At 58.1% G+C, this 11,971-nt stretch carries 11 protein-coding genes and 1 pseudogene; 6 read left to right on the forward strand and 6 right to left on the reverse strand.

Going from position 1 to position 11,971, the window contains the following annotated elements:
* Window positions 1-393: 393 nt before the first annotated feature.
* Window positions 394-1,302 (forward strand): hypothetical protein, encoded by a 909-nt coding sequence (locus HUU60_11040; GenBank protein ID NUL83241.1) that lies wholly within the window; start codon window positions 394-396, stop codon window positions 1,300-1,302.
* Between the two features lie 76 nt (window positions 1,303-1,378).
* A complete protein-coding gene (locus tag HUU60_11045) occupies window positions 1,379-3,004 on the forward strand; it encodes a family 10 glycosylhydrolase (GenBank protein ID NUL83242.1) in 1,626 nt (541 codons plus the stop codon).
* Here HUU60_11045 and trmB read toward each other — a convergent pair.
* Complete coding sequence (trmB, locus tag HUU60_11050) at window positions 2,995-3,906, reverse strand: tRNA (guanosine(46)-N7)-methyltransferase TrmB (protein ID NUL83243.1); 912 nt, start codon at window positions 3,904-3,906, stop codon at window positions 2,995-2,997. The genes HUU60_11045 and trmB overlap by 10 nt on opposite strands.
* 55 nt (window positions 3,907-3,961) lie before the next feature.
* Between trmB and HUU60_11055 the strand changes: the two genes are divergently transcribed.
* Genes HUU60_11055 through HUU60_11070 form a run of 4 tightly spaced genes read left to right on the forward strand, consistent with a single transcriptional unit; the run spans window position 3,962 to window position 7,178 of the window.
* Window positions 3,962-4,873, forward strand: a complete 912-nt coding sequence (locus HUU60_11055) for a M28 family peptidase (protein ID NUL83244.1) — start codon at window positions 3,962-3,964, stop codon at window positions 4,871-4,873.
* Window positions 4,860-5,114, forward strand: coding sequence for a hypothetical protein (locus tag HUU60_11060; GenBank protein NUL83245.1), 255 nt, complete (start codon window positions 4,860-4,862; stop codon window positions 5,112-5,114). The genes HUU60_11055 and HUU60_11060 overlap by 14 nt, the downstream gene beginning before the upstream one ends.
* A complete protein-coding gene (locus tag HUU60_11065) occupies window positions 5,102-6,538 on the forward strand; it encodes an FAD-binding protein (GenBank protein NUL83246.1) in 1,437 nt (478 codons plus the stop codon). Before HUU60_11060 ends, HUU60_11065 begins: the two co-directional genes overlap by 13 nt.
* Complete coding sequence (locus tag HUU60_11070) at window positions 6,528-7,178, forward strand: methyltransferase domain-containing protein (protein ID NUL83247.1); 651 nt, start codon at window positions 6,528-6,530, stop codon at window positions 7,176-7,178. Before HUU60_11065 ends, HUU60_11070 begins: the two co-directional genes overlap by 11 nt.
* Here the strand turns inward: HUU60_11070 and HUU60_11075 are convergent.
* The 5 genes and pseudogenes from HUU60_11075 to HUU60_11095 all read right to left on the reverse strand — a co-directional run bounded on the left by HUU60_11075 (window position 7,175) and on the right by HUU60_11095 (window position 11,918).
* Entirely contained in the window at window positions 7,175-7,576 is a 402-nt protein-coding gene (locus HUU60_11075) for a hypothetical protein (protein NUL83248.1), read from the reverse strand. The two genes, HUU60_11070 and HUU60_11075, sit on opposite strands and share 4 nt — an antisense overlap.
* 31 nt (window positions 7,577-7,607) lie before the next feature.
* Window positions 7,608-8,993, reverse strand: a complete 1,386-nt coding sequence (locus HUU60_11080; GenBank protein ID NUL83249.1) for an RtcB family protein — start codon at window positions 8,991-8,993, stop codon at window positions 7,608-7,610.
* A gap of 43 nt (window positions 8,994-9,036) precedes the next feature.
* The gene (locus tag HUU60_11085) at window positions 9,037-10,002 is read right to left on the reverse strand and encodes a sigma-70 family RNA polymerase sigma factor (protein ID NUL83250.1); all 966 of its coding nucleotides are present in this window, start codon (window positions 10,000-10,002) and stop codon (window positions 9,037-9,039) included.
* Window positions 9,925-10,140, reverse strand: a pseudogene (locus tag HUU60_11090) (hypothetical protein). Before HUU60_11090 ends, HUU60_11085 begins: the two are co-directional and overlap by 78 nt.
* 11 nt (window positions 10,141-10,151) lie before the next feature.
* Window positions 10,152-11,918, reverse strand: a complete 1,767-nt coding sequence (locus HUU60_11095; protein NUL83251.1) for a DNA primase — start codon at window positions 11,916-11,918, stop codon at window positions 10,152-10,154.
* Window positions 11,919-11,971 lie beyond the last annotated feature (53 nt).

The raw sequence follows: 11,971 nt of genomic DNA on the forward strand, positions 1-11,971 counted from the left end.
GCGCTCAGCTCTGCAGACCCCCTCAATACAAGATCGCCTTTAACGGCGACGCTTACTATGTGGCAGTATGGGGCGCTCACGAGCGCGGCAACGGCAACGTCAATACTACGGCTACGACGAACTCTTACATCAAGAGCATGATCAACGGCAAACTGAGCAACGTCGTCTATGCCGACGGCCACGCCAAGAGCAGCAATACCAACAAGTGGTACCACCGCGACTACATCTTTGACAACGGCGCATGGCGCGGCGAGGCGGTGGACAATATGTACTGGGCCCGCGACTGGTAACGGCATCAACCTCTCGGCGGGCGCTTGTCTGCCGAGAGCCGATGTATAATCTGAGGGAAGCCCTGAATCTTTTGGGGCAGAATTGAGAAAAGGAGGAGTTCCTATGCGTGCATTCACGCTTGTTTTGGGCGCGAGCCTTGCGTTTGCGGCCCATTCGCAGTGCATCTTTACCGACTTTGACAGTTTTCCCGTCTATGGCGGCAACGGCGCTGTGATGTTTAGGCAGCCGAGTTTTAGTGGATCGACCGCTGGCTTTATCGTTACCGATCCGTTCTTCAATCCGACCAATCTGACGCAGGTTTCTGACCGGCGGGCCTGGAGCGGCAGCAATTCGCTGGAGATGCGATGGCGATGGACGGTTGCCGCCAACGCTTGGTTGCGTTTGACCACGTTCAACACCCCTAACCTGCCCAACCCGGCCATCAGCGACTTTACAAAGGCCGTGGTGATTTTTATGTACGTGCCGACCGTCAATCCCGATCCGGAGTTCTTCGGCGCTCCCGTTCCGGATTTGAAGGTAGCTATTGCCGTTCGAGAGACGAATTCGGGAGCCCTGTGCGGCACGAATGGAGGCTCGGCGAACGGGATCGAGTTTGTACGCGCCGAGCAGGGAGTTTCGCCGCCCGGCGGCAGGGTTATTGGGGCCGACGCCCGAAACCGATGGCTGAAAATCATTTGGCGGCCTTCGACCGATACGCTCCATGCGTTTGCAGGCGCAACGGCCAATGGCATCCTCGACTTCAACAACGGCACGCTCGAGATGATCGCGTTCTCGCCGGCAACGCCAGGAGACGAAGGCCCTTACACGGTTTACATCGACAATCCTGGCGTCTATGACTTGATCGCTGGGGATGTCGATTTGAACGGTTGTGTAGACGATACCGATCTGGCTCGAGTCCTTGAGGCATTCGGCGCCATCGGCCCGTTCTATCCCGAGGACTTGAACGAGGATGGCACGGTCGACGACGTCGATCTGGCGATCGTACTAGAAAACTTCGGCGCCGGTTGCTGATCAACGGTTGTCGTCTGGTAGAATCAACTCGGCGGCCCGGCTTTGTTCAGCCGGGCCGCTTCTTATCACAATCATCATGCGCATTCTCTTAGCCGTCTGTGTTGCGTTTAGCCTGGGCTTTTGCCAAGATTCGACGACCGCCATTGCGCGAAAGCTAGGTTTGCAGGGGCGGGTCATCTGGGTCGATGCGACGGCCAATATCTCCTGGACCCAGCATCGCGATCGTGTCCGAGATTTTGTGCGAAACTGCCGCGAAGTCGGATTGAACCTGATCATCTTAGACGTGAAGCCCATCAGCGGGCACGTCATCTACCCTTCTCAATTTGCTCCGAAACTGACCGAATGGCGAGGCGTAACGGCGCCAGTCGACCTCGACATTTTGGCCATGTTCTTAGAAGAAGCCCATGCGCAGAACATGCCGGTGCACATTGCGCTCAACGTGCTGAGCGAAGGCCATCGAATGTTCTCGGTCGGTCCGGCATACGATAAACCCGAATGGCAATCCGTTGCTTATACAGGCAAACGGTCTCTCACACTTCCAGGCGGAGCCCGTTTTGACTTAGATCGATTTGAATCGGAACCGCCGCCAGATGGCATTTCGGCCTATCTTCGGACGGCCGCGCCTGCGCCCAAAGGCAATGGAGCCAGCCGCGCCTATGCGGTTCTAAGCGATGACTACCGCGTTCAAGCCGTTGTAGACGGCGCTTTCATCACGGATCCGATTGCACCGCCGGAAGGCGGCTGGGTGCTGTTGGCCGACGGAAAGGCGGCGGCCACCTTCGAGCAACTGGCCTCGCTCGGCATTGCCGCTCGCCTGGAAGTCAGCCCGATCTTTAAGCCGATAGCCGATTCGGACACTGAAGGCTTTGCTGTCTTTGTGAATCCGCTGCTGCCAGAGGTCCGGTCCAGAATCTTGGGCATGATTCGCGAGTTGGTCGAGAACTACCCGATCGACGGCATCGTGATGGATCGATTGCGATGGGCGAACATCAATGTCGATTTCAGCGAGACCTCGCGCAGACTGTTCGAGCAGCGATTTGGCACGGACTACCGATTTCCCGAGGACATCATCACCATACCGGCTCTGCCAAGGCAGCCGGTGGTGCTGGGCCGCAAGTTTGGACAGTGGGCGCGGTTTCGGTCGGAGGTCATCCGCGATCTGATGTCCGAGATTCGCGCAACGGTCAAGTCGGTCAAGGACATACCGGTAGGGTCCTATGTGGGCAGTTGGTTCTCGACCTATTACGATGTGGGCGTCAACTGGAGCAGCGACGAAATAGAACGAGCCTATGGATTTGTAGACGGCGCGTTTCGGTTCAGCTCCTATTTAGGGCGATTGGATTATCTGATGCCCGGATGCTACTATCCCATCGCCTATCAGGCCGATGCGGCGGCGCAGGACGCCGACGAAAACCGCACGGTCGAAGCGTCGGCCAAGAAGGCGGTCGAATTGGCCGCAAACGACATTTGGGTCTACGCCAGCATCTACACACAGGATTACCGGGATCGACCAACGGAGTTTGAGAAGGCGATTCGCGCATCCATCCAGAACTCCCACGGGGTGATGATCTTTGACGCCTCGATGGTGAACGATTGGAATTGGTGGAGCAGCATTCGCAGGTCTCTACAGGGCCCGACGCCCGAGGCGCCGCACGATTTTCCGACCCTGATCGAGTCGATCAGGCGGTCGAATCAGAACTGACGCTCCGCGGCCTCCTTCAGCAAGTCGAGCGCTCGCTGCATCCCGACCGTGGGCATGAAGCCAGTGCCTTGGCTGGGCCGAATGCGCCAGCCGTCGTCGCGCCTGACAATCTCGATCCAAACGTGCTGTTGAACGTCGTCCTCGATGACCACCGTGCGGATCATGGCTTTTTCGCGCGCAGGATCGTAGAGCGTCTCTTTGAACAGGACGGCTATCGACCCTGTTTGGTCGATAGGTGTAAATCTTGCCGGATCGAAACGATGTATCGTATGGCCCTGCAACGCAATCTCCCTTCGAACGGCTTCCGTTTGGGCGGAAGGAATCGTGATTTTGTAGAAATGGCGGGCGCCTTCGCTCAACCACTTGCGCTCGTACTTGGTATCGTACCCTGCGGATGTCGTCTTTACGCTGGCTTGAATCGTGCAAGCAACGGCTTGCTCCATGATCCAATCGGCATACTCCTCGCTGTCCGTTACGATCGTGGCCTCGCGGCCATTCTTTAGCCGGTTTTGCATCAGCTTGAGAAACGGAGCATCGAAGAGGCGATGTTTTGCGTGTCTTTCCTTAGGCCAGGGACAAGGAAAGAGCGATACGATTGCATCGAGAGAGGACGAATCAAATCGATAGGTCAATATCGAACGCGCGTCGCCAAGGCAAACTCGAACGTTAGAAAGACCCGTTTGAGCAACTCGACGGAGAGCGCGAGCAACGCATTCCCAGTCCATCTCGATGCCGACAAAATCGATCTGCGGATGTGTCGCGGCCTGTTTGACGAGGTTCTCGCCATGGCCGAATCCTATCTCAAGATGGACTGGCGCCGACCGTCCAAAGATTTGCGCCCAATCGGTGGATTGCGGCCTCCAGACAATCAGGGGTTTGAGCGAAAGATAGCGCGCCTTCATCCTAGCGGGTTATACCTGAGGTATCCTAAGGCTAATCCCATCAAAGGAGCGGTCTATGAAGCGAATAGTTGGGTTAACGATTCTATTAGCGGTCTTGACGCCGGTCTTCGCACAACCCGTCGAAAAAATGCCTCCGACTCACGGTCTCACGCGCTTTCAGAGCGATGCTTCGCATTCCTTTATCAAGGAGCAAGTCAACTTTGGGCCGCGAGTGCCCGGTACGGCGTCGCATCAAGCATGTCGAGAGTTTCTCAAGCGCGAACTTGCCAAGCATTGCGATCGCGTCTACGAGCAAGAGTTCACGGTTCTGAATCCCGTCGACAATGTCAGTACGCGGCTTTACAACATCGTAGGCGTTATCAATCCCAGCGCAGAGAAATCCACGCTGATTGGCGCCCATTACGATACGCAAGCGTTTGCAATCGGAGACAGCAGCGAAGAGAACCGCAAGAAGCCGGTGCCTGGGGCGAACGATGGCGCATCGGGGCCGGCGCTGATCATCGAGATGGCTCGCTCGCTCAAGAGCGCCGTGCCGAAAAACGGCTTTGTCTTCGTCCTTTTTGACGGCACGCACGGACCGGTCGGTCGATTGAACGGGGCCAAGCGCTTCGCCGAGAACCTACCGACGCCTAAGCCGCAGTGGGGCATTATTGTCGACATGGTGGCAGACGAGACGCTACAGATCTTTCGAGAAGAGCATTCAGAGACCTTTGCGAAGGAGTTGAACGACCGACTGATCAGCAAAGCGCACGAGATGGAGTACAAGAAGTACTTCTTCGATCAAGTTCAGCACAAGGTCGAGGCCGAACACGTGCCCCTCAATCAAGCAGGAATCAAGACGATCTATGTGGCCGATCGCGATTATCCGGCATGGCAGACGTTGCGAGATGCTCCAGGAGCGGTAACCGCGCGCAGTTTGCAAACCGTCGGCGACGTGCTTTTCAACATTTTGTATGAAGAGCGCTAAGCCGTGGGTTGACATTGCAATCGTCTATCGCCTTGGCATTGGGGCGTCCGCGATTTTGCTAACCGTCGGCCTGTTGCAATCTTCAGGCGGCGGTGAGACTATAGCCTGGGGCCTTTGGACGCTCTTGCTGACGCCTTTGGTCGGACTGGTAGCGCTTGGGTTCGAAAAGTTCGAGTTAAAGCGCATCGGATTCGTAGCGACGACTCTGGCCGTAATCGGGCTGGGCTATTGGATCGCCTAGCATCGCTGAGAAGCGATCTCGCAGAGATCGTTGGCGAGGACGGCGTACTAACGCACAGCGCCGGATTGTTGGCATACGACTGCGACGCTTTGACGGTCGAGAGAGCGCTTCCGGCCGCGGTGGTTTTGCCTAAGACGACGGAGCAAGTCGCCGAACTGGTGAGATTCGCCAATCAAGCGCGAATGCCGTATGTTCCAAGAGGGGCGGGCACTGGGCTGTCGGGCGGCAGTCTGGCTCCGAACGGCGGCCTGATCATTGCGACGACCCGCATGACTCAAATTATTGAGATCGATGCTCGAAGCCGTCGCATCCATGCGCAGGCAGGCGCGGTCAACGTCGATCTATCAAAAGCCGCCAAGCCGCACTCGCTCCACTATGCGCCGGATCCGTCCTCCCAAGGCGCCTGCACCATAGGCGGCAACGTCGGCGAGAACTCCGGCGGGCCGCACACGCTCAAGTACGGTGTTACGGTCAATCACGTAACCGGTGTTAAGATGGTCTTGCCGGACGGAGAGATTGTCCAGATTGGCGGATGGGAGGACGAGGCGATCGGGCTGGACTTGCTGGGAGTCATCGTTGGACACGAAGGGACGTTCGGGGTCGTTACGGAGGTCTTTGCCCGGCTGACGCCATTGCCCCAAAGCGTGCGAACGTTTTTGGCCATTTTCGACACGTTGGAACAGGCAACGGAGACGGTTACGCAAATTATTGGCGCGGGTTTGGTGCCAGCCGCGCTAGAACTGATGGATCGGCTTGCTTTGGAGGCGGTCGAGGCGGCTTTCAAGTACGGATTCCCTTTGGACGCCGAAGCTGCGCTCTTGATCGAAGTGGACGGTTTGGAGGCTGGCATCGAAAGGCAGGCTTCGTTGGTTAAGGGCATTTGCGAACGAAGCGGCGCGCGAGAAGTCCGACAGGCAGCGGACGAGTTGGACCGAGCGAGATTGTGGGCTGCCAGGAAGAAGGCGATCGGAGCGCTCGGTCGGCTCGCGCCGTCGTGCATCACCCAAGACGGCGTCATTCCACGAGCAAAGTTGCCCAAGGCTCTAAAGGCAGCGGCTGCCATTGCGCAGAAGCACGACTTAAGGCTCGCGAACGTCTTTCATGCAGGGGACGGCAACCTTCATCCGGTGTTGCTCTTTGACGATTCGGACCCGGATCAAGTTAGGCGCGTCTTGGCCGCCGGGGACGAGATACTGGAAATGTGCCTGGCCGAGGGCGGCAGTCTGACGGGCGAACACGGAATCGGGGTCGAGAAGCGGAACCTGATGGATCGAATGTTTGCCAAAGAGGATCTGGAGGCGATGAGAGTGGTGAAAGACGCTTTCAATCCGGACGACCGGTGCAATCCCGACAAGATGTTCCCCGATTCGCGCTTCTGCTACGAAGCGAAGCGCAAACCTCGCAAAGCGGCGTATGGCCTCTAAAGACCTGCAACTCAAGCTAGTCGAGCGCACCGTTCGAGTCGGCGGAGAAGAGTATCGGATCGAGATGGTGGACGACATCGATTCGTTGCTCGCTCAGCTGCCTCAGGATGCGGAACTGCCCTATTGGGCGATTCTCTGGGAGTCCGCAGTGGCTCTAGGCGAACAGATGGCCGAGCGCCCCGAACTGGTTCAGTCCCAATCCGTCCTGGAGCTGGGCGCCGGGCTGGGACTGTGCGGCATGGTGGCAGCAAGATTGGGCGGCGTGGTAACGCAAACGGACAGCGCCCCGAGCGCCCTAGAGATGTGCCGATCCAATGCAGTTAGAAACGGAATCGAAGGCATTCGTGTTTTGCAAGAGGACTGGCGCGCCTGGCGTCTGACCGAACTGTTCGATGTCGTGATCGCGTCGGACGTGGCTTACGAGCGCGCGCTGCACGAACCTTTAATGAGCGCTGTTGAAGCGAGCCTTGCGCCGTGGGGCGTTGCGCTTTTTGCCGATCCATGGCGCGATTCGGGATGGGAGTTTGCCGACAAACTTCTTAAAGGCGGTTGGAAGTTGGGCCTTCAATCGCGCAAGGTCTGCCCGACGGGCGATGAAGTGGAAGTAACCCTCATTGAGGCCCGGCGCGGCGAGATTTAGGGCGATGGGGCAACGTTGAAAGTAACCTCGTTCTTTGGGTCGCCATCGACAAAAATGTCGAATCGATGCCGTCCAGGACCCTTGAACTCCACGCCGTTCAGTTCGAACGCGACCACCATGGGTATGGCCTGATCGACCGGCGTATCGGAAGGAACGTCGATGTCGCCTTGAAGTTTCATCAATTCCTGGCCGTCCTCGTCCACTAATCGCACTTCGATGTGACGGCTCTTGCCACGATCCATCGGGCTGGCTTCTAGCTGCATGACGAGCGACATCTTGGGATGACGGCTTGGAAATCCAGGCGTACCGACGTTGTGGAAGATGCCGATGAGCGAATTCTTGCCCGTGCGGACGTCTTGAATATGATCATCGGCGATTATAGCCCAGCGGACGTTCATGCGATTTCTGTATTTATGGTACCCGGCGGGCTCAGTCTTCAGGACGTTCGCCCGCCGGGCACATCTTGACGATGCGCGGATCGAATCGGGCAACCACATCAATCAGATTGTGCTGATGCGCCATCACCGTATGAATATCCTTGTAGACATCGGGCGCCTCGTCCAATCCCGCGGAAAGAAGGGTGACTCCCCTCTCGGCCAGCATTTTCTTCACGTCCGACCATCTCAGCGTGTTGTTCGCCTTGGTGCGGGACATCCGACGACCGGCTCCGTGGCTGGCGCTGAGAAGCGAGCCTTCGTGCCCCTTGCCGCGAACGACGAACGCCGGGCTGGCCATCGATCCTGGGATGACGCCCAGAACGCCGCGACCCGCCGGCGTGGCGCCTTTTCGATGAACGATCACTTCTTGGCCGTCGTGAATCTCCTTCCATGCGAAGTTGTGATGGTTCTCGATGCAGGCCATTGCCTTCGCTTTGAGCGCCCGTTCGATGCGCTTGTGAATCAGTTCGTGATTCGCGTGGGCGTAGCGCCCCATCAGCTCCATGGCCATCCAATACTCTCGACCGGCATCTGTATCCAAGTCGAGCCAGGCCAAACGCTTCAGGTTGTCGGGAAGCTCCTTGCGCTCTTGCATTGCCAGGCGCGAGTAATGCTGGCAGACCAGCGCCCCGGTCCCGCGAGAGCCGCTGTGCGACATGACGGCCAGATAGACGCCCGCTTCCAATCCCAAGTCGGGTTGATCGAGAGTCAGCTCGCCGAACTCGACAAAGTGGTTGCCCGAGCCGCTGGTGCCCAACTGCTTCCAGGCCTTGTCCCTGTTTTGTCGCGTGATCGGGGATACGTCCCAGTCCATTTCCATCACCGGGTGGTCGGTCGGGTCTCGCTGTCCGGCGCCGACGCCAAAGACCGTCTCTCGCTCTAACACTTTGGACAAAAAGGCCGCGTCCGTGCGAATAGACTTTGCCGGCATGTCGAAAACGGTCAATCTCATTCGGCAAGCAATATCGACGCCCACGGCGTACGGGATGACGGCGTTGTGAGTGGCCAACACGCCGCCAATGGGCAGTCCGTAACCCACGTGCGCGTCGGGCATGAGCGCGCCGCGCACAGTGATGGGCAGTTGACAGGCGTCCGTCATCTGACGCACCGCGTCTGGCTCCAGGTCGTCGCCCCACTGTTGCCAGGGCGCGTCCTTTGGTTCAAAGACAACGGGCGGCTTTTCGATCAGGGCTTGCGCCAATTCGCCGAAGCGCTCGCAGCCTAGGGTCGCCTGCGGGTCTGATGCGACCTTGCGAACTCGATCGCGGATGGCCTCCGCGCTCAATCCGTGCTTGGCCGCCTTTCGGATGAGTTCGACTGCCAATAGCCGTATCTCTGGATCGGTAATGCCTAGGTTTCTCAGTTCCTTGCTCTTCATTGTGATACACCAAGAAACCCTAACGATTGCGGCCGGTCGGATGCTAAAGAGCGGTGATGGCTTCTTCGATCTGCGAGCGGCGAGCGGCGTCCTGCAGTTTGCGCATGGCTTTTCGCTCCATCTGTCTTACGCGCTCTCGCGATGCGCCTATGACCTTCGCGGTTTCTTCTAAAGTAAGCGGGTCGTTGTCGTCCAAGCCGAATCTTAGTTCGATCACTCTGCGCTCGCTGGGCGCCAGCACGGTTAAGAACTGTTCGATTTGGAGCTTGGCTTCCTCGCGTCCCATGGCGTCTTCGGCCGATTCTTCGTTACCAGCCAGATAGTCGATCAATGCGGCTTCTTCGCTATCTCCCACGGGCATCTCCAAAGAGATCGGATCCGGAGTAATCTTCATCAGATTCGTAACCTGATCGACCGTCATATCGGCGGCATTAGCCAGTTCTTGCAACGAAGGAGGGCGGCCAAGGTGCTGCTCTAGCTCGGCATTGATCCTGAGCATCTTGCCGATACTCTCGGCTACATGCCCTGGCAGACGGATCATTCGAGTCTGCTCGCTGATAGCGCGGGTTATGGCTTGTCGTATCCACCAAGCGGCGTAGGTGCTGAATCGAAAGCCTTTCGATGGGTCGAACTTTTCGACCGCGCGGATGAGGCCGAGATTGCCTTCCTGGATCATGTCCGACAACGGCATACCGCGCCCCGAAAATCTTTTGGCGATCGAAACGACCAGACGAAGGTTGGCTTGGGTGAACTCGTCGCGAGCATGTTCGTCGCCTGTCAGCATCCGTTGCGAGAGTTGAACTTCTTGATGCGCGTCAAGGCGCGGCGCCCGGTTGATCTGTCTGATCCAACTCTTGAGCGTGTCTTCGATCGGCGAGGCGTCCATCGCCGCGATCTCGGCTTCCGTGATGTCGTGCTCGGGCGCAATGGTCGTCGATTTGGGCGGCGGCGCGTCCGTCGAAGAAACGGCGATGCCTTGGTCTTCGAAGGCCTCGATGATCAGCTCCATGATTTCAGGGTCGGACAGATCGGGCGCCAGGATTTGGTTGATCTCGTCGAGCGTTACGTAGCCCCGTTCGCTCCCCTGATTGATAAGGGCTTGATAGGCCCCGCTGTCGAGGCTGTCTTGGACGATGGGATCAAGCATGATCGCTGATATTATTCCACTTTTTTGGTCAACTCGATGAACTCTGACCACGCCTCGTCTTTGCGCTCGGATTCTGCAATGGTGCGAAGTAGAACAGCAGCCTTTGACTTGGCGGTCTTTTTCCTGAGATAAGCCGCGCAGTCCTTCAGCTCGGTCTCGGACGGTTCCGTAAAGACGACAGCCTGCGATACGATGTCCGCAAGGGCATGGCGGGCTGGTTCGTCCTGCAATTCGGCGAGCATATCAGAGAGGCTGTAGGAGGGAGGCGTTGGCCATTGATCGAGCAAGAGTCGCGCCAGACGCGCGTTCTCCGGGCTGTGGAACAGGGCCGACGCCATGATCGACCATGCTTTGGAACGGGTACTAGGCAACAGCGCCGCCGCTAAGATGGTCTGTTCGGACTTTAGGATTGCGGGCCCGAAGGCGGTCGCAACGCGCCGGGTGGGCGCTTCGGCGCTGGCAGGCTTAGCGCCCTTGCGCTGGCTCCGAATATATGCGGCCAAGTCTTGCCTTAGCGAATCGGCCGCAGCTTTCGGGTTGATCTTGAAAGTGGGGGCATAGGGGGCTAACTGTTCCACATAGGCGTCTCGCTCGGAGTTCGATCGAACTTGAGCCAGGACGGGCAGCGCCGCGGCGATCAGCCTCGCGCGACCATCGTCGGAGCGCAAATCGGCCTTGGCGGCTAGCGCCTTGATCGCATAGCTAGGGTATCGCTCCGCCTCTTTGATCAGGCGCTGCATCCGATTCGAGCCCTCGGAACGGTACAGACCATCGGGATCTTGTCCGGCGGGCAGCGCTACGACGTAGGTTGCCAAGTTGGTCGCATTCAGAAGTTCGAAAGCGCGTTCGGTCGCTCGGCTTCCTGCTTCGTCGGCGTCATAAGCCAGGTAAACGCGCTCGACCTGTAAGCGTTGAAATCGTTGAGCGTGCTCTTCGGTCAGCGCCGTGCCTAAGGTCGCGACGGCATTCTCCACGCCCGCTTGATGAAGGGCGATCAGATCGACATAGCCTTCGACTACGATCACCGAGCGCGACTTGAAAATGGCAGAGCGGGCTAGATGCAGCCCATAGAGCGTCTTGCGTTTTTCGAACAGCGGCGATTCGGGCGAGTTGAGGTATTTGGGCTCGCCATCGCCCAATGCCCGCCCGCCAAAAGCGATCGGTTGCCCGGTCGCATCCCAGATCGGGAACATGATCCGGTTTCGAAACTTGTCGTAGAGGCCTCTTTGCCCAGAATCGATGACGCCAGCGTGTTCGGCCTCTTCCAGCCTCACTTCGTTGCGTTTGAGATAGTTCAGCAAACCGTCCCAAGAATCGGGCGCGAACCCGATCTGAAACTTCTCGATCGTTGCCTCATCGATGCCTCGATTCTGAAGATAGGCGCGAGCGGTCTCGCTCTGAGCGAGCGAGTTTCTGAAGTAGTAGTTGGCGAATTGCACGGCGCGCTGCAGCCCGGCCAATCGGCTGCGCTCGGTGGCTGATTTTTCAAAAGCATTGTCGGCAAGCTGCACGCCGGCCTTGGCTGCCAAGCGGCGCGCGGCGTCCGCAAAGCCGATGCCTTCCATGCGCATCAGGAAGGCGAAAGCGTCGCCCGATTCGCCGCAACCGAAACACTTGAATCGGTTCAGGTCGGGGATTACGAAGAAGGAGGGGGTCTTTTCGTTGTGGAACGGGCAGAGACCCTTTAGGTTCTTGCCGGCTCGCTGAAGCCGCAAGTATCCCGAAACGATCTCTGCCAGATCAATCTTCGCTCGGATCTCATCGAGCGGTCCTGCCATTCATATCGCCTATTAGAGGGCCGTCGCCGCCGAACCCGCGCCAGCGCGACCAG

The sequence above is a fragment of the Armatimonadota bacterium genome, from assembly GCA_013359125.1.
In the GTDB taxonomy this organism is placed as follows: Bacteria; Armatimonadota; Fimbriimonadia; order Fimbriimonadales; family GBS-DC; genus JABWCR01.

Coding starts and splice junctions, on each gene's coding strand:
- HUU60_11040 (NUL83241.1), top strand. CDS start 394: ATGCGTGCATTCACGCTTGTTTTGGGCGCGAGCCTTGCGTTTGCGGCC.
- HUU60_11045 (NUL83242.1), top strand. CDS start 1,379: ATGCGCATTCTCTTAGCCGTCTGTGTTGCGTTTAGCCTGGGCTTTTGC.
- trmB (NUL83243.1), bottom strand. CDS start 3,906: ATGAAGGCGCGCTATCTTTCGCTCAAACCCCTGATTGTCTGGAGGCCG.
- HUU60_11055 (NUL83244.1), top strand. CDS start 3,962: ATGAAGCGAATAGTTGGGTTAACGATTCTATTAGCGGTCTTGACGCCG.
- HUU60_11060 (NUL83245.1), top strand. CDS start 4,860: ATGAAGAGCGCTAAGCCGTGGGTTGACATTGCAATCGTCTATCGCCTT.
- HUU60_11070 (NUL83247.1), top strand. CDS start 6,528: ATGGCCTCTAAAGACCTGCAACTCAAGCTAGTCGAGCGCACCGTTCGA.
- HUU60_11075 (NUL83248.1), bottom strand. CDS start 7,576: ATGAACGTCCGCTGGGCTATAATCGCCGATGATCATATTCAAGACGTC.
- HUU60_11080 (NUL83249.1), bottom strand. CDS start 8,993: ATGAAGAGCAAGGAACTGAGAAACCTAGGCATTACCGATCCAGAGATA.
- HUU60_11085 (NUL83250.1), bottom strand. CDS start 10,002: ATGGAGCTGATCATCGAGGCCTTCGAAGACCAAGGCATCGCCGTTTCT.
- HUU60_11095 (NUL83251.1), bottom strand. CDS start 11,918: ATGGCAGGACCGCTCGATGAGATCCGAGCGAAGATTGATCTGGCAGAG.